16 protein-coding genes and 2 tRNA genes are annotated in these 19,537 nt (G+C 70.6%); 5 read left to right on the plus strand and 13 right to left on the minus strand.

The window, feature by feature from the left end; all coding sequences use genetic code 11:
• Nucleotides 1–116: 116 nt before the first annotated feature.
• Complete coding sequence (locus ABEA82_RS28105) at nucleotides 117–1,784, plus strand: hypothetical protein (protein ID WP_345664481.1); 1,668 nt, start codon at nucleotides 117–119, stop codon at nucleotides 1,782–1,784.
• A 115-nt stretch (nucleotides 1,785–1,899) separates the two neighbouring features.
• Here ABEA82_RS28105 and ABEA82_RS28110 read toward each other — a convergent pair whose 3' ends face one another.
• The 4 genes from ABEA82_RS28110 to ABEA82_RS28125 form a co-directional block, all read right to left on the minus strand.
• Nucleotides 1,900–2,460 carry an HIT family protein gene (locus ABEA82_RS28110; RefSeq protein ID WP_345664482.1) on the minus strand — a complete coding sequence of 187 codons (561 nt, stop codon included), beginning with the start codon at nucleotides 2,458–2,460 and terminating at the stop codon, nucleotides 1,900–1,902.
• Nucleotides 2,461–2,526: 66 nt separating this feature from the next.
• A complete protein-coding gene (gene thrS, locus ABEA82_RS28115; protein WP_345664483.1) occupies nucleotides 2,527–4,503 on the minus strand; it encodes a threonine--tRNA ligase in 1,977 nt (658 codons plus the stop codon).
• A 94-nt stretch (nucleotides 4,504–4,597) separates the two neighbouring features.
• Nucleotides 4,598–5,839, minus strand: coding sequence for a hypothetical protein (locus tag ABEA82_RS28120; RefSeq protein WP_345664484.1), 1,242 nt, complete (start codon nucleotides 5,837–5,839; stop codon nucleotides 4,598–4,600).
• A complete protein-coding gene (locus ABEA82_RS28125) occupies nucleotides 5,836–6,402 on the minus strand; it encodes a DUF4365 domain-containing protein (protein WP_345664485.1) in 567 nt (188 codons plus the stop codon). The genes ABEA82_RS28120 and ABEA82_RS28125 overlap by 4 nt, the downstream gene beginning before the upstream one ends.
• A gap of 169 nt (nucleotides 6,403–6,571) precedes the next feature.
• Here ABEA82_RS28125 and ABEA82_RS28130 point away from each other — a divergent pair, with 169 nt between their 5' ends.
• A complete protein-coding gene (locus ABEA82_RS28130) occupies nucleotides 6,572–7,300 on the plus strand; it encodes a 3'-5' exonuclease (protein WP_345664486.1) in 729 nt (242 codons plus the stop codon).
• A gap of 58 nt (nucleotides 7,301–7,358) precedes the next feature.
• Here ABEA82_RS28130 and ABEA82_RS28135 read toward each other — a convergent pair.
• Together ABEA82_RS28135 and ABEA82_RS28140 are read right to left on the minus strand one after the other, a co-directional pair.
• Nucleotides 7,359–7,430: transfer RNA gene (locus ABEA82_RS28135), tRNA-Val, on the minus strand.
• 39 nt (nucleotides 7,431–7,469) lie between these two features.
• The gene (locus tag ABEA82_RS28140) at nucleotides 7,470–7,916 is read right to left on the minus strand and encodes an SRPBCC family protein (RefSeq protein WP_345664487.1); all 447 of its coding nucleotides are present in this window, start codon (nucleotides 7,914–7,916) and stop codon (nucleotides 7,470–7,472) included.
• A gap of 61 nt (nucleotides 7,917–7,977) precedes the next feature.
• On the opposite strand from ABEA82_RS28140, the gene ABEA82_RS28145 reads away from it, so the two are divergent.
• Complete coding sequence (locus tag ABEA82_RS28145) at nucleotides 7,978–10,401, plus strand: SCO7613 C-terminal domain-containing membrane protein (protein WP_345664488.1); 2,424 nt, start codon at nucleotides 7,978–7,980, stop codon at nucleotides 10,399–10,401.
• A 7-nt stretch (nucleotides 10,402–10,408) separates the two neighbouring features.
• Here ABEA82_RS28145 and ABEA82_RS28150 read toward each other — a convergent pair whose 3' ends face one another.
• The 7 genes from ABEA82_RS28150 to ABEA82_RS28180 all read right to left on the minus strand — a co-directional run bounded on the left by ABEA82_RS28150 (nucleotide 10,409) and on the right by ABEA82_RS28180 (nucleotide 18,023).
• On the minus strand, nucleotides 10,409–13,150 hold the full coding sequence (locus ABEA82_RS28150) for an exo-rhamnogalacturonan lyase family protein (protein WP_345664489.1): 2,742 nt from the start codon (nucleotides 13,148–13,150) through the stop codon (nucleotides 10,409–10,411).
• 128 nt (nucleotides 13,151–13,278) lie between these two features.
• Entirely contained in the window at nucleotides 13,279–13,869 is a 591-nt protein-coding gene (locus ABEA82_RS28155) for a hypothetical protein (protein WP_345664490.1), read from the minus strand.
• Nucleotides 13,870–13,875: 6 nt separating this feature from the next.
• Nucleotides 13,876–14,739 (minus strand): carbohydrate ABC transporter permease, encoded by an 864-nt coding sequence (locus tag ABEA82_RS28160; protein ID WP_345664491.1) that lies wholly within the window; start codon nucleotides 14,737–14,739, stop codon nucleotides 13,876–13,878.
• Entirely contained in the window at nucleotides 14,739–15,737 is a 999-nt protein-coding gene (locus tag ABEA82_RS28165) for a carbohydrate ABC transporter permease (RefSeq protein WP_345664492.1), read from the minus strand. Before ABEA82_RS28165 ends, ABEA82_RS28160 begins: the two co-directional genes overlap by 1 nt.
• On the minus strand, nucleotides 15,737–17,059 hold the full coding sequence (locus ABEA82_RS28170) for an ABC transporter substrate-binding protein (protein ID WP_345664493.1): 1,323 nt from the start codon (nucleotides 17,057–17,059) through the stop codon (nucleotides 15,737–15,739). The genes ABEA82_RS28165 and ABEA82_RS28170 overlap by 1 nt, the downstream gene beginning before the upstream one ends.
• A 357-nt stretch (nucleotides 17,060–17,416) precedes the next feature.
• A tRNA-Val gene (locus tag ABEA82_RS28175) sits at nucleotides 17,417–17,488 on the minus strand.
• A 76-nt stretch (nucleotides 17,489–17,564) separates the two neighbouring features.
• Nucleotides 17,565–18,023 (minus strand): TIGR02611 family protein, encoded by a 459-nt coding sequence (locus ABEA82_RS28180; protein WP_345664494.1) that lies wholly within the window; start codon nucleotides 18,021–18,023, stop codon nucleotides 17,565–17,567.
• A gap of 191 nt (nucleotides 18,024–18,214) precedes the next feature.
• On the opposite strand from ABEA82_RS28180, the gene ABEA82_RS28185 reads away from it, so the two are divergent.
• Both ABEA82_RS28185 and ABEA82_RS28190 read left to right on the plus strand, forming a co-directional pair.
• Nucleotides 18,215–18,628, plus strand: a complete 414-nt coding sequence (locus ABEA82_RS28185) for an SsgA family sporulation/cell division regulator (protein WP_004002642.1) — start codon at nucleotides 18,215–18,217, stop codon at nucleotides 18,626–18,628.
• A 304-nt stretch (nucleotides 18,629–18,932) separates the two neighbouring features.
• On the plus strand, nucleotides 18,933–19,493 hold the full coding sequence (locus tag ABEA82_RS28190; protein WP_345664495.1) for a CGNR zinc finger domain-containing protein: 561 nt from the start codon (nucleotides 18,933–18,935) through the stop codon (nucleotides 19,491–19,493).
• Nucleotides 19,494–19,537 lie beyond the last annotated feature (44 nt).

Here is a 19,537-nt window from a genome sequence, read left to right on the forward strand (position 1 = left end):
GCGGCTTGCGTGGCCGTCCGCCGACGGGCGCTGGTGCGTGCCGATACGCTGATGACCTGATCAACAGGTGTGCGGAGCGCGGAAGTCGGGAAGGCCGCAATGCAGGTGCGGCAGCGATGGGGGCGGCAGTGACGGACGGATTCGACTTCAGTCCAGGGGCCCAGGTGCCTTTGGCGGGTGCGACTGGCCAGACGGCGGCGACCTACGCGCTGGCCGCCGCGGCGTACCGGGACGACGAGGTCACCAAGATCCTGAACGCGGACAACGAGTGGCACCAGTCGAAGGTGACACCGCCGCGCTCCTGGGCGAGGATCTTCCGCCCCAATTTCGGCGAGGCCTTCTCCCGTGCCGTCATCGACCGGATGCTGGGTGCCGGGCGCAATCCGGTGATCCAGTCCTTCGGTATCGAGCCCCAGGTCGTCGTGGAGCACTGCCTGGCGGCCCACCGCATCCGCCGCGACCGCGACAACTGGCTGTCGGCGATCACGGTGATCTGCGGGGTGCTCTTCCTGCCGGGCTTCCTCGTGTGGCTGCTGGTGTTCACGCTGCGCACCACCATGGCCAAGCGCGAGGACAAGCGCACCGGCGCCCTCGCCACCACGTTGCTGGTCGCGGTGGGCGCGCTCGCCGTGCTGTTCCTGATCCGTATGCCGTTCACGGGATTCTGGGCCCTGTACGGGCGCGCGGCCGTCGTCATGCCGGTCGTCGGCTGGTTCTGGGCCAAGATGATCTGCGAGCGGACGGCCCGTGACCTGCGGGAACGCTGGTCGAGTTTGCTGTCGGGCGGCGGTGTGGGGGCCAAGATCCCCGAGGCGGTCCCGGGCAATCCCGGCGACGCGGCCGAGCAGGTGCGCAAGGAACTGGCCCGCCTCGGCGCCGAGCAGCGCTCCAACTCCGTCTTCTACGCCGGTCCCAAGGGCATACTCGGCATGGGGACGCGGTGGGGCAGCTGGCAGCTGGCCGAGGAGCTGGTCTCGGCCGAGCCGGGCAAGGAGTTCCACCCCTTCCGCAGCTGGGACGTGATCGTGGCGATCCAGGGCGGTCTGGGCATGCTGGAGCGCACGTCCATCAACACCGGTGGCTTCCCCAAGCCGTCCATCACCCACTGGATCGTCACGCCGATCGGCGAGAAGGCGACGGAGGTGTCCCGGCCGGGCGGCACGGACGTCGACGCGTACACGGTCCGGACGCACGCCATCCAGGACATCTGCAACAAGCAGCAGTTCGGCAGCGGCGACCGGCACTACCTCGGTGTGCAGTGGACCCTCTGGGACGGCCATCTGGTGATCACGATGCTGATCACGGTGACGGTGCTGCACGACACCCTGCGCATCGAGGTCACCGGGCACGCCCTGGGGCCGGTCAACTCCCTGTTCAACGAGAAGCCCGCGGACAAGGAGAAGACGGTCCAGAAGTCGTTGCGGTTCTGGGAGACCCGCACCGTGAAGCTGCCGCTGATCGACGCCGACGAGGTGGTGCGGCTGGCCGCGCGCGCCCCGCTGTCCTGGTATCCGCCGCTGCTGGACTGGCTCGGCGGCAAGCTGACCCTGCCGGAGCCGTTCGGGCTGCGGCACGCGTGGGCGGACCAGCCGTGGCGGCACCGGTTCATGGCGGACGACGCGCTTCGGGCCGCGACGCCTGTGCTGCGTGTGGTGCATGCGGCGGCGTTGAAGGTGCTGCGGGAGAACGGGGTCGACGTGGAGAAGTTCGGGTCGCGGTCGGCGGTGCTCAGTGGGGCGGTGCAGGAGGCTTCGCCGAAGAAGGCCGACGTCTACGACGCGTAGGCCTCCGGCCGGTGGGGGCTTGTGTCCCTGGGGGCTGCGCCCCCAGACCCCCATCGGCCTGAACGGCCTCGTCCTCAAACGCCGGACGGGCTGAGAAAGCCCGACCCCGCCGGGCTCAGCTGGTCGGCCAGGCCTCTGCCAGCATCTTCCTCGTGTCGGCCAGGAGCTGGGGCAGGACGCGGGTGTGGCCCACCACCGGCATGAAGTTCGTGTCGCCGCCCCAGCGGGGCACGATGTGCTGGTGGAGGTGTGCGGCGATGCCCGCGCCGGCGACCGTGCCCTGGTTCATGCCGATGTTGAAGCCGTGCGCGCCGGAGGCCGTGCGCAGGGCCGTCATCGCCTGCTTGGTGAGTTCGCCGAGCTCGGCGGTCTCCCCCGCCGTGAGGTCGGTGTAGTCGGCGACGTGGCGGTAGGGGACGGTCATGAGGTGCCCGCCGGTGTACGGGTACAGGTTGAGCACCGCGTAGACCTGCTCGCCACGCTTGACGACCAGCCCGTCCTCGTCGGACTTGGCCGGGATCGAGCAGAAGGGGCAGCCGTCGGCCGCGCCCGGGCCGGTCGGCTTGTTCTCGCCCTGGATGTAGGCCATCCGATGGGGCGTCCACAGACGCTGGAACGCGTCCTGCGTCCCCACTCCCAGCTGCTGCTCCGGCTCACTCGTCATGCAGTGCAGCATATGGCGTCGAGCTGGGGGGACGGCAAAGGCCCCCGGGATCTCCCCGAGGGCCTTCGCGCCGTGTGATCAGACCTGCGCGCGCTCCTCCACGACCTTCTGGATCTTCGCGATGGCCTCGTCGAACGGGATGCCGTTCTCCTGCGAGCCGTCCCGGTAGCGGAAGGACACGGACCCGTGGGACATGTCCTCGTCGCCCGCGATGACCATGAAGGGCACCTTCTGCTTCTGGGCGTTGCGGATCTTCTTCTGCATCCGGTCGGAGGAGGAGTCGACCTCGACGCGCAGGCCCTTCCTCTTGGCCGCCGCCGCGAACTTCTCCAGGTACTCGACGTGCGCGTCGCCGATCGGGATGCCGACCGCCTGGACCGGGGCGAGCCAGGCCGGGAAGGCGCCCGCGTAGTGCTCCAGGAGCACCGCGAAGAAGCGCTCGATCGAGCCGAACAGGGCGCGGTGGATCATGACGGGGCGCTGCTTGGCGCCGTCCGCGCCGGTGTACTCGAGGTCGAAGCGCTCCGGCAGGTTGAAGTCGAGCTGGATGGTCGACATCTGCCAGGTGCGGCCGATGGCGTCCTTGGTCTGGACGGAGATCTTCGGCCCGTAGAAGGCGGCGCCGCCCGGGTCCGGAACGAGGGGCAGGCCCTGCTTCTCGGCGACCTGGCGGAGGGTCTCCGTCGCCTCCTCCCAGGCCTCGTCCGAGCCGACGAACTTCTCCGGGTCCTTGGTGGAGAGCTCCAGGTAGAAGTCGGTCAGGCCGTAGTCGCGGAGCAGGCCGAGGACGAAGGTGAGCGTCTTGTCGAGCTCCTCCGACATCTGCTCGCGGGTGCAGTAGATGTGCGCGTCGTCCTGGGTGAAGCCGCGGGCGCGGGTGAGGCCGTGCACGACGCCGGACTTCTCGTACCGGTACACCGTCCCGAATTCGAACAGGCGCAGCGGCAGCTCACGGTAGGAGCGCCCGCGCGCGTCGAAGATCAGGTTGTGCATCGGGCAGTTCATGGGCTTGAGGTAGTAGTCCACGCCCTCGTCGAGCTGCATGGGCGGGTACATGCCGTCGGCGTACCAGTCCAGGTGGCCCGAGGTCTCGAAGAGCTTCCCCTTCGTCGCGTGCGGGGTGTAGACGAACTCGTAGCCCTCTTCCTCGTGGCGGCGCCGCGAGTAGTCCTCCATGACCCGGCGGATGATGCCGCCCTTGGGGTGGAAGACGGCGAGGCCGGAGCCGATCTGCTCGGGGACCGAGAACAGGTCGAGCTCGCTGCCGAGCTTGCGGTGGTCGCGCTTCTCGGCCTCGGCGAGGAACTCCAGGTACTGCTTCAGCTCGTCCTTGGTCGGCCAGGCGGTGCCGTAGATGCGCTGGAGCATGGGGTTCTTCTCGCTGCCGCGCCAGTAGGCGGCCGCGTTGCGCATCAGCTTGAACGCCGGGATGGCCCGGGTCGACGGCAGGTGGGGACCGCGGCAGAGGTCCTTCCAGCACAGCTCGCCGGTCTTGGCGTCCAGGTTGTCGTAGATCGTCAGCTCGCCGGCGCCGACCTCGACGTCCGCGCCGTCGTCGCTGGACGCGGAGCCCTTGAGGCCGATCAGCTCCAGCTTGTACGGCTCGTTCGCGAGCTCCTCGCGGGCGGCCTCGTCGGTGACGGCGCGGCGGGCGAACTTCTGCCCGCGCTTCTGGATCTCCTGCATCTTCTTCTCGATGGCCTTGAGATCCTCGGGCGTGAACGGCTTCTCGACGTCGAAGTCGTAGTAGAAGCCGTCCTTGACGGGCGGGCCGATGCCGAGCTTGGCCTCGGGGAAGAGCTCCTGCACGGCCTGGGCCATGACATGCGCGGTGGAGTGCCGCAGGATGTTCAGACCGTCCTCGGAGGAGATCTCGACGCCTTCGACCTCGTCGCCCTCGGCCAGGGCGTACGACAGGTCCCTGAGCTCGCCGGCCACGCGCGCGGCGATGATCGAGCGCTCGCCGGCGAAGAGCTCGGCGGCCGTAGTGCCCGTCGTCACCACGCGTTCTTCCCGCTCGGAATCGCGCTGGATGATCACACGGACGTCTGACACCGGTCTCTCCTGACTGAAGGTGGGGTCGCGTGCGCCATACCGGAGCGCGCGCACGAGTAAGGATCGTACCGACCCCGGACCGTCCACCGCGAAATCAGTCCCCGCAGTCCTCCCCGTCCCCTCCGCAGGCCTCCTCGAAGAAGGCCGCGATCCCGGCGTTCTCCTGGAGCGACTTCATCAGCCGGTCCCGCTCGGCGTCGTCGACCTGCACCGGTACGACGCCGTGCGCGCCGGTGAGACGCCGGAAGCCGCCCCGGCTCTCCAGGCGGCCCTGGACCCGCACCGGCAGCCCGACGAGGTGGGCGTGCCCGGCGATCCGGTAGCCCTCCTCGTCCAGGGTGACCCGGACGTTCGGTACGTCGGCCCCTTGCAGCACGCGCAGCCGTACGGTGCCCTCGCCGCGCGGCCCTGACCTGCGCATCCGTACCACCGAGCCGGTGATCCGCACCGGCACCGCCGGTTCCTCGCGCAGGTAGCGGGCGCTCGCCTCGCGCAGTACGGGCAGGTCGCCGGGTGAGAACTCGACGGGCTCGGCAAAGGGGGCGCAGCCCTCGGGCACACCGGCCGCCGGGGCCCACTCGACGGCGATCCGGGCGCCCTCCGTCCCCCGGACCAGGGCGACGAGGGCCTCGGTGAGCTCGTGGCTCACGCCGGCCTCGACCGCGCCGTCGAAGGCGTCCATGCCGCCCGTGGCGCGCCGGTAGTCGATGGCCTCACGGGCGGCGTACAGCGCCTGGTGGAGGCGCACGGCCAGGGTGCGGCCGCCGGTGACGGGCACGAAGGCGGTGAGGTGGTTGTCGGTGGCGGAGCCCACGAGGACGTTCTCCAGGGACGCGGCCGCTGAGCTCCGGTGCCGGGCGCCGTGGTAGCCGGCCCGCGCGCGGGCGGCGAGGGCCGCCGCGAGCAGCATCCGGCGGGCGGCGGTGCGCAGCCGGTCCTCGACGATCCAGGGCGCCGCGCCGGCGGGCCCGACGGGTACGTCGTGCCACCAGTGGATCTCGTCGCCGGCCACGGTGAGGGAGACGAGAACGTCGCGTGCGGAGGGCGAGCCGCTGCGGGACAGGGCGAGCAGGGCCTCGCCGAGCAGGTCGTCGCTGTCGGGGAAGGCGCGGCTCTCGGGCACCAGCAGGCTGGTGCCGCTGCCGCCGGGGCCGGGCGGGGTCCAGCGGCCGTAGCGCCCGGGGGCGCCGCCGCGCCGCTGCCAGCCGTGCCGGCGCAGCAGGGCGGTCAGCACGGCCGGGTCGACCTCGCGGGGCTCGGGCGGAAGGCCGCTCCAGGAGTCGACGGGGTGGGGCCGCACGGCCCTCAGTGGCTCCTCGGTCGGGCGGTGCGTCACGGTGTTCCTCCCGTCCCGACCCGCGTCATGATCTCGCACAGCGCCCGGTCGTCGAAGATGCGTGCGGTCGGTATCCGCACGGTGGTGCGGCGGCGGCCGGTGATCGGGTGGCCGGCGAGGTTGGTCCAGTAGCAGCAGTGCCTGAGGTCGAGCCGGTCGTGGCCGGCGCGCAGCCAGTCGTCCTGGGAGCGCGGCACCAGCATCACCACCAGGATCTTGTGCACGGAGACGGGCGTACGGGCGAGTTTCGCCAGGTGGTCGTTGTCGAGGGTGAAGGCGAAGGTGCGTCCCGGCGGGCGGGGCGGCACCTGGTAGGTGGCCTTGAGCTGCACCTTGATGGTGACCTCGTCGTCGACCGTGTGCCCGGGGGCACTGTGGCTGACGTGCCAGTCGATGCCGTTGTCGGGGAACGGCTGGGACAGCGAGCAGCCGGCGGCCGCCGCGACGGCGTGCAGATAGCCGACCTGCAGTGTCTCCATGCAGGCGGTGGTGGCGAGAGTGCCGCGGGAGGGAGCCGTGCGCTCGGGCAGCAGCCCGCCCCGTTCGGGCTGCGCTATGGCCATGGCCAACAGCCTTCCAGAACAAGTGTTTCCCCGTTGCGGGCCGCTGAACTGCAATGACCCGTACTCCTGTTGTCTCCTTCCGGCGTACGGCGCAAACAGCCCGGGTATCACCGGATCGGGCAGCGGACGGTGCGTCAACTGCCAGAGGTGAGCGAGGGGTTGTGTGGCTATGACGATGTGCTGGTACGAGGGGCCGCTGGCCGCCTTCGACACGGAGACGACGGGCGTGGACGTCGAGACCGACCGGATCGTGTCGGCCGCCGTCGTCGTCCAGGACGCGCCGGGCATCCGGCCGCGGGTCAGCCGCTGGCTGGTGAACCCGGGAGTGCCGGTGCCCGCAGAGGCGACGGCGGTCCACGGACTGACGGAGGAACACCTGCAGCGCAACGGGCGGTGGCCGGCGCCGGTGGTGTACGAGATAGCGGAGGCGCTGGCCGAGCAGGCCCACGCCGGCCGCCCGGTCGTGGTGATGAACGCGCCGTTCGATCTGACCCTGCTGGACCGGGAGTTGCGGCGTCACCGCGCCTCGGCCCTGGGCCGCTGGTTCGAGTCGGCGCCGCTGTGGGTGCTCGACCCGAGGGTGCTGGACAAGCATCTGGACCGGTACCGCAAGGGCCGCCGCACCCTGACGGACCTGTGCGCGCACTACGGCGTCGCCTTGGAGGGCGCGCACGACGCGGCGGCCGACGCGATGGCGGCGCTGGAGGTCACCCGGGCGGTGGGCCGCCGTTTCGCGTCCCGGCTGGAGCGGCTGGCACCCGGTGAGCTGCACACGCTCCAGGCGGTGTGGCACGCGGCGCAGGCCCGGGGCCTCCAGGCGTGGTTCGCGCGCAGCGGCGTGGAGGAGACGGTCGACCCGGCCTGGCCGCTGCGTCCGGACCTGCCGGCGGCGGCCTGAGCACCTGGTCCGGGTATGAAAAAAACCGGTCCGTCTGAGACGGACCGGCTGTTTCCGGTGGGCGATACTGGGTTCGAACCAGTGACCTCTTCGGTGTGAACGAAGCGCTCTCCCACTGAGCTAATCGCCCGGGAACGCAGTGAACAATACAGGTCCCGGCACGCTTCCTTCAAACCGCTTCGAGGTGCCTGGCCAGTCCGCGCGCTCCCGCCCGCATCATCAGCCGGTGATTGGCCCGGAAGACGGGCCGGCACGGCACCGCGAGCCGCCGCAGCAACGGCTTGCGGACGTCCACGACCTGGTCGTACCGCGCGAGCGTGCCCGTCCCGAGCGGCGTGACCGTCCAGCGTGCCCAGCCCTCGATGTCCCCGGACATCGCGAGCTCCAGCACACCGTCTTCCGGTTCGCGCCGCACCTCCCGTGCGGTGAAGGTCATGTCGTACGGCAGGACGGAGCGGATCCGGATCACCCCGGTCGTGTCGTCGAGCCTGGTCACCTCCCGGACCTGGCGCCACCACCGGGGGTAGCCCTCGGCGTCTTCCAGCGCCGCGTACACGGTGGCGGGCGGGGCGGGCAGGGCCCACAGACTGCGGAAGCGATAGCGGTTCCAGTCCATGACGGCAGTCTGCCCCCTGACCGCGGGGACGGTCTGAGTACGCGCCTGAGTATCCGCACTCATGCCGTACGAGGTGACGCGCACCACACTGCGAGGCATGACGCACCTTCCGCCCCCGGCCGAGGAGTTGCGGCTCCTCGATGCCGAACTCCGGCAACTGGAGGCCCGGCGCGCCCAGTTGCTGGCCCGCCGCGCCTGGCTGCTCACGGCGCTGCACCAGCCGCAGCCGCGACCGCAACCAGAGCCACAGCCACAAGGGCCGCCCACCGCACCGCCCCGCCCGGAGACCGCCGCGCCCGGTGTGCAGAACGTGCTCCTGGTCCTCGGTGGTGTCCTGCTCACTTTGGCTGCCGCGGTGTTCACGCTGGTCAGCTGGGGTCACCTGGGGATCACCGGGCGGGCGCTGGTGCTCGGCGCGGTCACGCTGGCCGCGCTCGCCGCCCCGGTGCCGCTGCTGAAGCGGGGGCTCCGGTCGACGGCCGAGTCCGTGGCGGGGCTCGGGCTGGCGCTCACCCTTCTGGACGCCTACGCGCTGCACGCGGCCGCCCTCTCCGGGACGGACGGCACCGGGTACGCGGCGGTCGCGTCGGCGGTGCTGGCGGCGGGCTGGTCGGCGTACGGTCTGCTGCCGGCCACGGCCGCGCTGCGCCTGCCCCTCCCCTGCGCCCTGGCGGCGGCCCAGTTCCCGCTGCCGCTGGGGGCCCTGGCCGGTGACTTCGGCCCGTACGTGATCACGGCCGCGCTGCTGGTGACGGCCGGGCTCGACGCGGCGGTGGCGCTGCGCGTGACGAACGGGTCCGTGCGGATCACCGCCCTGGTCGGTGCGTACGCCGTGGGCGGCTGGGGCGTCCTGGCCGCCGGATGGCTGTCCCTGGCGGCCGACGGCCCGGGTGCGGCCGCTCGTGCCGGGGCTCTCCTTCTGTTCGCGGCGGGGATCGCGCTGGCCGCGGCCTGGCGGGCGCCGAGCGAGCAGCACCCCCTCGGCCTCACGATCACCTCGGGGCTGCTCTCGGTCGCCGCGTTCGGCGCGGTGACCCGGCCCTGGCTGCCGGGGGCGTGGACGGTTCCGGCCCATCTGGTCCTCGGTATCGCCCTGTTGGCGGCGGTGCGCGCCGGGCGGCTGCCTGCGCCGGTGCGGGCGGGCTTCGCCTGGGCCTCCGGTGCCGTGCAGGCGCTGGCCGTGCTGTGGACGCTGCCCGTCGTCGCCGTGACGGTGCTGGGGCCGGCCGGCTGGCTGGGCCGGGTGTGGAGCGGTGCGCCGGTGGACGCGCGTGCCGCGGCGACCGTCGAGGTCCCCTGGCCGCCGGACGTGGCGGGGGTCCCTGTGGTGCTGGTGGCCGTCGCGGCGGTGCTCGCTCTGGCGGTCCGTGCGCGGCCGTGGCGTGCGCGGGCCCGGATGGGCGCGCTGGGCCTGGTGTCGGCCACGGTACTGATTCTTCCGGCGGTCCTCGGGATTCCGTACGTCGCGGGGATGCTGGTTCCGGGAGGGCTGACCGCGGCCGCCCTGTACGGGTGCCGGGCCACGGTGTCTTCCGTGCGACAGCTCGCCGCCCTCGTCCTCGCCCTGGTCACCTCGGTCAGTCTCGCCCTGACGTCCCTCGCCTCGCAGACCGCGACCCTCGTCACGCTGTCGGCGCTGGTCGCGATGTTCGCGGCGGCGTCGTGGCGGGCGCGTCTCGCCGCCGTCACGGCCCCGGCGGCTCTGGTGTACGCCGCCGCCCTGGCCGCTGCGACGGGGGCCGCCGTGGACTGGCCGCCGGCCCGCGTCGCGCTGCTGGTCCTGGCCGTCCCCGCGGCCGCCGCCCTGCTCGCGGCGCGTCTCGGGGAGTCCCGGGCGACGGTGCCCGTCGAGGTCGCGGGAGCCGCCGCCGGCCTGCTCGCCGTGGGCCTCGCCGTCACCGATCCGCCGCTGCTCGCCCTGGTGCTGGCCCTGTGCGGGGTGATCGCCGCGGGCACGGCGGTACGCCCCGGCCGCCGTCCCGTCGGCTACGCGGCCACGGCCCTGTTCGTGCTGGCGGCCTGGGTACGCCTGGCCGCCTGGGACGTCGGCACGCCCGAGGCGTACACGCTGCCGGTGACCGTGCCGGCGCTGGTCATCGGTGTGCTGCGCCGGCGTCACGACCCGCGGGCCTCGTCCTGGACGGCGTACGGCCCCGGACTCGCGGCCACTCTCGTGCCGAGTCTGGTCGTGGCCTGGACCGACCCGCACTGGACGCGCCCGCTGCTGCTGGGCACGGCCGCGCTGCTGGTGACCCTGCTGGGTGCCAGGCACCGCCTCCAGGCCCCGCTGGTGCTCGGCGGGTCGGTGCTGGCCCTGGTCACCCTGCACGAACTCGCCCCGTACGTCGTGCAGGTGACCGGGGCCCTCCCTCGCTGGGCGCCGCCCGCCCTCGCCGGGCTCCTGCTGCTCGCACTCGGGGCGACGTACGAGCAGCGGATCCGGGACGTCCGCAGGGTGCGGGAGGTCCTGGGGCGGATGAACTAACCTCCGGTCAGGGCATCTTGTCCCCGACCAGTGCCAGGTTCTGGATGGCGGCCAGGCCGTACAGCGCCGTGGCGTTGGTGGACACCCAGGCCGCCTCGCTGCCGGCGACCAGGCCGGTCGGGCCCTCGATCTTCTTCGTGGACCAGTCGGTGGACTCCTTGTAATCCCAGGTGTCGGCGCTGTTGTAGAACTGCCGCCATGCCCGGGCGGCCAGCTTCTCGTCGCCCGTCCGGGCCGCCGCGTAGGCGTCCTGCCGGGAGTGGCCCTGGAAGAGCAGCAGGGAGCCGAAGTCGGAGCCGTAGCGGGCCTTCTGCTCGGCCTTGGTGGCGTTGAAGTAGCGGCAGTAGTCGAGCCACGCCTCCTTGAACTTCGGCATGTCGATCTGGTCGATGAGCTCCGCGCAGAGCTCGACCAGGCCGAACATGGCCGACAGGTGCGAGACGCTGACCTTGGGTTCCTTGTCCACGGCGAACTTGCCGGTGTCGAGGTCGTAGAGCGCGCTGCCCTGGACGAAGCCGTTGGGCTGGGCGGCGATGGTCTCCATGGTGGACAGGACCCTCGCCCTGGCCTTCTCCCACTTGGGGCCGCGCCGCTCCCACTCGGTGAGCCAGGCGGAGACCAGGCCGCTCCAGTCGGTGCCGAAACCGATGGACAGGGCGTTGCGGTCGGGTGTGTAGGGCTCGGTGCGGATCTTGCGGATGGGGTCGAGGACGAGGAACGTCTCGTCGGAGTCGACGTTGGCGTGCATGAGGTCGCCGACGCGTTCGTCCGCCGTGAGGAAGTAGTAGTAGCGGCGGTAGGTGGTGTTGGCGATGCGCTGCTGCTTGGCGCTGTCGGCGTAGTGCTGGACGCCGTGCCGGGTGCCGAGGCCGGCCCACTTGCCGAGGTGGTAGACGTCGACCTCGCCGGTGTGCCGGGTCATGGCCTCGGCGAACCGGAAGATGTCGGCGCGGCCGGAGCGCATGTAGGCGAACCAGAGCCACAGGTCGGGTGAGAGCTCGGAGTTGTCCCAGGCGTAGCCGCCGACGTCGTAGCACCACTGGTGGCGGCTGGGGTCGTAGCTGTGCATGATGTCGCCGTAGTCCCAGAAGCCGTACCAGCGGCGCTGCTCCACCTGGTCCTTGTAGTAGGTGAAGAGGAAGTCGAGGTGGTCCTCGATCTTCGCCTTGGCGCTGGTGGAACGGTCGGGCTCGGAGAAGAGCTTGCCGAAGACTCCGGCCTTGACGAGTTGCTTGGGCGGTGCGGCGAGCTGCGGGGGCGTCCTGACGGCCGCGACCTGCTCGGCCATCCGCTCGGCGCCGGGCGTGGAGTCGTGGGCCCAGAACAGGAGTTCGCTGGTGCGGGCGATGCCGTAGGGGGTGCCGAAGCCGGGCTCGTAGTCCTCGTAGGTGATGTTGAGGCCTTCGAGCTGCTCCGGGTAGGTGTCCTGGCCCATGCCGTCGTGGTAGAAGCGCAGGTCCATGGGCTGCGCCTCGGGCGACCAGAGCCAGAGGGTGACCTCGGCGGTGTCGGTCTGGGCGTCGCGGATGTCGAGCTGGGCGGGGAACTTCTCCCAGAAGTCCCTGAGGCCGAAGGCGAAGCCGCCGCTCGCGCCGCCGACGTAGCCGAAGCCGCTCGCCCTGCGGCCACCGCCCGCGCCGATCCAGCCGTGGCCCTTCTTGGTGCGCTTGCGGACCGTGAAGCCGTCGGCGGAGAGCTGGGAGAGGGTGTAGTCGCCCCACTCGGGGATGTACTGGAGGCGGGTGGTGACCCGCTGGTCCCAGGTGGCCGGGTCGGGCAGTTTCTTGCCCTCGAACTGGGCCGTGCGCACGGCCGCCCCGGGGTCGCGGCGCAGTCCGGTGATGCCCTTGACGGCCTCGCGGAGCAGGCCGGTGCCGTCGCCGCCGATGCGGACGTGCCGGTCGTAGGCGGCGTCCCGCATCGGCACCTGGAAGCGCACGCCGAGGCCGCGGATGAAGTCGCCGCTCGCCTTCGCGGGCTCCTGGGTGCCGTCGAAGGTGAGGGTGTGGACCATGCGGAAGGAGTCGGCGCCGGCGTAGAAGTAGAGCCGGATCGAGAAGGGCAGCCAGCTGCGGCCGCCCTTGCGGTGCTTGCCGTCGATGCGGACGACCGCGCGGACCGGGCCCTCCTGTTCGACGGTGACCTTGGAGACGGCACCGTCGAAGCGCTCGGTCTTCACCGCGCCCTGGTCCTCGTCCTCGATCTCGGGCTGGCGGATCAGCACGAGGCGGCCGTTCTTCGCGATCTCCGTCGAGCCCCGGCTGACCGACTTGACGATCGTCGAGCCGGACGTGCCGATCTTCGCTGTGATGACACCGGTCGAGATGTCGATGGTGCCGCCGCTCTTGTCGACGGTGACCTTCTTCTCGGGGGCGGCGGGTGTCCCGGCCTTGAGGGTGAGCTTGCCGTCGCCGGAACCGACCGCGTGCGCGGTCCACTTGAGGGAGCCGTCGGGCCAGTAGGCGATCGGCCACGACTGCACGGGGACGGCCGTGCCGCCCGCGTCCGTCAGCGCGAACGTCTGGTCCTTCTGGTAGGCGCCCTTGGGCCAGGGGACGCCGACGGTGGAGCCGGGTGCCGCGCCGAGGCCGCCGTCCTCCAGCCAGTCGAGGGTCACCGGGTCGGGCTCGGCGGTCTCGGCCACGGGTGCGGCCTGCGCGTCCTGCGCCCCCAGCGCCCAGCTGAACTGGGCGGCGGCTCCGGCGACGGCGGCCGCCTTGAGGAGGGACCTGCGGGGGATGGGAGACATAGGGATGCTGCCTTTCCTTGTCCGTGCGGAAGGGGCCGTGCGGAAAGTGATGCCGTGCGCTGATCAGGGGCATGACAGAGAGAGGTGCGGCGCCCGGGGGCGCCGACCTGGGGTGAGGGCGCCGCCGGTCAGCGGTGCCGGTACCGCTCCTCCACGGCGACGGCCGCCGCCGCGACGGCCCCGAGGACGGGGACCGCCAGCGGTGCGGCGAACCAGGCGGACAGGACCACGACGGCCAGCCCGGCGATGATCAGGAAGGATCCGGCCGGGTCGAGGGCGGTCCGGCGCCAGGCGTGCGCGAGCAGCGTCCGCCAGCGGGTGTCCGGCTCCCAGACCGCCGCCGCGCGCAGCCCCGCCACGACGAGGCCGATCAGCGCGACCATCCCGACGGCCCCGACGAGCGGCCCACCGGGAATCCCCGCCCGGGCCGCCTGGACGTCCACCCAGACAACCGCCGCCACGGCCCACCCGGCGAGCCCGGCGAGCCACCCGCCGCGCAGGGCCGTACGGAAGTCGGCGACGAACTCCCGCCAGCCGCCGCCCTCATGGGCGGTACGGCGCCGCAGATGCCGCGCACCCGCGGCGAACGCGGCCGGATACGTCACCACCCCCAACGAGGCCACCGCGATCCACACCCCGGTCAGCAGAGACTCGGCGAAGACCGCGAACCGCTCCGCGAACACCGACTCCCCACGTACCTTCACTCGGGTCTCGGCCATGCGCACTCAGCCCTTCAGCCCCGACGTGGCCATACCGTCGATCAGATACCGCTGGAAGGCCAGGAAGAAGGCGAGGACCGGCAGCAGCGCGACGAGCGACATGGCGATCATGCCGCCGTAGTTGGCCAGCCCTTCCTGGTCGACGAACATCTTCAGGCCGAGCGAGACCGTGTACTTGTCGGGCTCGTTGAGGTAGATCAGCGGTCCCATGAAGTCGTTCCAGGCGTTGATGAACGTGAAGATGGCACTGGTGATCAGGGCCGGGCGGCACAGCGGCAGCATGATCGACCAGTAGATCCGGAGATGCCCGCAGCCGTCGAGCCTGGCCGCCTCGTCGAGCTCCTTGGGCAGGTTGCGCATGAACTGCACCATCAGGAAGACGAAGAACGCCTCGGTGGCCAGGTACTTGCCCAGCAGCAGCGGGGTGTAGGTGTTGATCATCTCCATGTTGCGGAACAGCACGTACTGCGGGATCAGCAGCACGTGGTACGGCAGCAGGAGGGTGCCGATCATCAGCGCGAACAGCAGATTGCGGCCCGCGAACCTGATCCTGGCGAAGGCGTACGCCGTCAGCGAGCAGGACACCAGGATCCCGATCACCGAACCGACCGCGAGGAACAGTGAGTTGAAGAAGAACGTGGAGATCGGGATGTCGGCGATGCCGTCGGCGAGGCTGGTGTAGTTGGAGATGACCGGATCGCCCGGGAAGAGATCCAGGCTGCCGACGACGTCCTCGCTCTTCTTGAACGAACCGCCGATGACCCAGATCACCGGGTAGAGGATCACCGCGAGGATCACCAGGGACCCGATGTGCCAGGCGACGGAACCGGGCAGTTTGTGACGCGAGGTCGACAGACCGGCGGAGCTCATCACGCGCCCTCCTCGTAGTGCACCCAGCGCTTCTGGGACCAGAACAGCACCGCCGTCACCAGGGCGACCGCGACGAGCAGCATCCAGGCCATGGCGGAGGCCAGGCCCATACGGCTGTTCTCGAAGCCCTGGACGTAGAGGTAGCAGGTGTAGACCATGGAGCCGTCCGCGGGGCCACAGGCGTTGCCGCCGGCGCCGCCGCCGACGATGTACGCCGAGCTGAAGATCTGGAAGGAGTGGATCGTCTCCAGCAGGACGTTGAAGAAGAGCACCGGGGAGATCATCGGCAGCGTGATGTTCCAGAACCGGCGCAGCTTGCCGGCCCCGTCGACCTCGGCCGCCTCGTACAGCTCGCGCGGGACCTGCTTGAGGCCGGCCAGAAAGATGACCATGGGCGCGCCGAACTGCCAGACGGTGAGCGCCACCAGACTGTAGATGATCATGTCCGGGTCGCCGGTCCAGCCGCCGACGTCCACGCCGAAGATCTTCTGCGTGCGGTCGACGATCGCGTCGTCCGAGAAGATCGCCTTCCACACGATCGCGACGGAGACGCTCGCCCCGATCAGCGACGGAGCGTAGAAGGCGGCCCGGTAGAACCCCTGCCCGCGCCGGCTCTGGGCCAGCAGCAGCGCCACCCCGAGGGCCGCGAGCAGCTTCAGTGGCGTGCCGACGACGACGTACCAGAGCGTGACCTGCACCGAGTGGCGCCAGCGCGGATCGCCGAACATCTCGGAGAAGTTGTCGAGGCCGATCCACTTGGGCGCGTCGAAGAGGTTGTAGTCGGTGAAGGCGAAGTAGAGCGAGGCGACCATCGGGCCCGCGGTGAGCAGGAGGAACCCGGCGATCCACGGGGACATGAAGAGATAGCCGGCCAGGTTCTCCCGGCGCCGCCGCCGCTTGAGGGCGGCGGGGCGCTCGGGCTTCACCGGACCGTGCCGCGGCTCGGAGTCCTCGGACAGGCCCTCCCTCGCAGGGGCGTGTGTCACGGCGGTTCCCATCAGCCGGCGAGAGCCGTCTTCGACTCGGTGAAGAACTGCTTGACGGCCTCGTCCACCGTGCGCTTGCCCAGGGCGAGCTCCTCGGCGATGCGCAGGAACGCGGACTCGCAGATGTCAGCACCGTTCGGGTGCGGCGTGATGGGCTCCAGGACGCCCGCCTCGACGAGGGACTCCTCGTAGGCGGCGATCGCCTTGTTGACCTCGTCGGCCGGCTTGTACGCGTCGTACTGGGCCTGGGTCGCGGGCACGCCCCGGTCGTAGCCCATGATCTTGGCGACCTCGGGGTCGTGCACCATGAAGTCGATGAACTGGGCGACTTCCTTGGGGTGCTGGGTGCGCTTGGAGGCGCTCAGCATGAGTGAGCCGAGGTACTGGCCGGTCTTCTTGCCGTCCGTCGTCGGGATGGGGGCCAGGCCGTACTCGCTCTTGCCCTCGGAGGTGTAACGGACGGTGAAGTTGTCCCAGGTGAACTCGCCGCCGGCGAGTTCCGCGGCGACCGCCGACTTGGGCTTGATCTGGGCGACCTTCTTGGCGTCGGCGTAGAGGCCCTCCTTGACGCCCTTCTCGGCCTTCGTCCACCAGTCCGTCAGATCCGACTCGGTGAAGCCGAGCCCGTCCTCGGTGAAGAAGGCCTTGCCGTTCTGACGCAGGTACAGGTCGTAGAGGTACATGACGCCGTACATGCCGCTGTCCCCGGCGCGGCCCGTCTTGTCACGGATCTTCTTCATCGCGGCGTCGAAGTCGTCCCAGGTCCAGCCCTGTTCCGGTTTCACTCCGGCGCGGGTGTAGACGGGCTTGTCGACGACCAGGGCCATCGAGTTCGAACCGACCGGGACCCCGAGGAGCTTGCCGTCGATCTCGCCGAACTTCTCCAGGCCCGCCCGGAATCCGTCCATCCGGAGGTTGCCCGCCTTGGCCTGCTCACTGAGATCGAGCAGTACGTTCTTCGCGTCGTATTTGCGGAGGAAGCCGATGGCATTCTGGAAGACGTCCGGCGGATTTCCGCCGGAGGCCTGGGTGTTGAACTTCTTCCAGAAGTCGAGATAGGGCTGGAAGTCCGTTTTCACCTTGATCTTCGGGTACTTCTTCTCGAAGAGCGCGATGGTCTTGTTGATGCGCTGGGCGCGGTCCTCCGCACCCCACCACGCGTAACGGATCGTCACCGTTCCGTCCGCGGAAGCCCCTCCGTCGCCGCCGCAGCCGGTGGTCGCGGCCAGCCCCAGCGTGGCCGCCGTGGCGCCGGCCACCTTCAGGACCGTACGTCTCTCAACATTCCTGCCGTTCACCACGATTGGCCTCCCCGCACGTCGTCCCGCTCGCATGAATCGTTTCAAGTAAGCGCTTGCTGGCACAAGGTACGGAGGGCCTGAGGGTGCGTCAATGTTTCGGACAAGAATTTCTCACCGAGGAGACGGAGGGCGCGAGGAGGTGGCGCCCGGTCGGCGAGGCTTCGGCTCGATGACGGCACTGGTGAGGCGGGTGTGACCGGAGGGCCGAACGAAGCGGGCCGGGTCCCGGAGGCTTCGGTCGCGACCGAAAGCCGACAGCCCGGTGGGGGCCGTGGGGCGGGGTGGGCGGTGTCCGGTTTCCGACAGGTGACCCCGCCCGCGAAGCGCCGCTCGGCCGAACACGACGGCGGCCCACCCGCACGCACTGTGCAGGTGGGCCGCCGATCCGGGTGGGCGATACTGGGTTCGAACCAGTGACCTCTTCGGTGTGAACGAAGCGCTCTCCCACTGAGCTAATCGCCCGGGCGCAGGAAGAACATTACCCCATGTCAGAGGGTGCCCGTGACCGGACGGCCGACGCCGGCACCCCCGCCGCGGCTCACTGGTCCTCGATCTTCCACGGCATGACCATGCCGAACTTCCACAGGTATATCCCGACCAGTACGGCCACGATCACCAGCCCGATCGATGTCAGGATGATGTTCCGGCGCCGCACCCTGGGGTCGAGGGCGCGGTGCGCCGCCTCGGTGACCTTCCGCTTGGTCCAGCGGAGCACCAGCTGGGCCCAGACGAACTCGGTCGCCCAGATCGCCATGCCGCCGAAGATCACGACCCAGCCCGGTCCGGGCAGGGGCAGCATGATGATGCCCGCCACGACCACCGCGAGCCCGATGATGAAGACCCCGACCTGCCAGCTCACGTGCAGCGCGCGGCGCGCTTTGATGAATTCCGGAGCACGCGAGCCGAGCGGCCGCTCTTGCTCGCTGTGCACCTCGTCAGTCCCCGTCTCGTCCGACGCCACGGCCACCTCGCCCGGCTCGTTACTCCCCGTATTCATACGGGCAAACACTACCCGAGCGAAACCAGTCACCGGAATGGACGCACGACGCGAACGATCTCTCGGCCGGAAGAGTTACGTAAAGGCACGCAAAACACTCAGAGGGGTTTACAACGGCACCGTAGGTGGCATGTCGATTTCGCCGACGTGCGAATCCCCGAGCGCACACTGAGCGAAAGGCCCTGGCGCTTATGAACACCACGGTCAGCTGCGAGCTGCACCTGCGCCTCGTTGTGTCGAGCGAGTCCTCCCTGCCTGTCCCCGCAGGCCTGCGGTACGACACGGCCGACCCCTACGCCGTGCACGCCACCTTCCACACCGGAGCCGAGGAAACCGTCGAGTGGGTGTTCGCCCGCGACCTCCTCGCCGAGGGACTTCACCGCCCCACGGGCACCGGAGACGTCCGCGTCTGGCCATCGCGCAGCCACGGTCAGGGCGTCGTGTGCATCGCCCTGAGCTCACCGGAGGGCGAAGCCCTGCTCGAGGCCCCGGCAAGGGCCCTGGAGTCCTTCCTGAAGCGCACCGACGCCGCTGTGCCGCCCGGCACGGAGCACCGGCATTTCGACCTCGACCAGGAGCTCTCGCACATCCTGGCGGAAAGCTAGGGCGAGGCCCTCACAAAGCCGCCCGGCGCCGTCGACTCGGGGAGACGGCTCGGGCTCGGACAACTGCATACGGGACGTACCGGCGCCGTTACCGCGTATCCCGCGGGGCGGCGCCGGTTCGCGTGCACCGCCGCTCCCGCCCTCGTCGGGCGGTACGGCGGGCCGGCCGGGAACCATCGCGCGCAGGGCGGCGTTGTATTCGAAGCCGTGTGCGGGTACGAGGGCGGTCCGGCGACAGCGGAGCCGTTACCATCGGCCAGCATCGGCGGGCGCCTGCCCGACCCCCCAGGCCAGGGAGCGAATCGTGCTGATCACCCATGACACCCGGTGCGCCCTCGACACCGTGGTCGATCTGGTGAACACCGCACCGGAGGACGACACGGCACCCGACGGGCTGCCCGACGTGGCGACCCTGACGGATTTTGTGCACAACCACGAGATCAGCGATGTCGGAGTGCTCTCGGAGTTCGACCTCTCGGCGGTGCGGAAGATCCGGGGGCGGTTCGCCGCCGTCTTCGCCGCCCCCGACCCCCGGGCCGCCGCGGGCCTGATCAACGAACTGGTAGCGGCCGCCGGGACCACTCCCCGGCTCACGGACCACGACGGCTACGACTGGCATGTGCACTACTTCGCGCCCGGCGCCTCCGTCGCCGACCACCTGGCCGCCGACTGCGGGATGGCCCTGGCCTTCTTCGTGGTCGCCGGGGAGCAGGAGCGGCTGCGGCGGTGCGAGGCGCCCGACTGCCGGCGCGCCTTCGTCGACCTGTCCCGCAACCGCTCGCGGCGGTACTGCGACAGCCGCACCTGCGGAAACCGCCTGCACGTGGCCGCGTACCGGGCGCGCCGCAAGGAGGCGGCGGGCTGAGCCCGGCCGTCCGGCCCGCCGAGTGGGCCGGGTGTGGTTCCGGA

Origin of the sequence: Streptomyces venetus (assembly GCF_039540295.1) — a bacterium.
Lineage (GTDB): Bacteria > Actinomycetota > Actinomycetes > Streptomycetales > Streptomycetaceae > Streptomyces > Streptomyces venetus.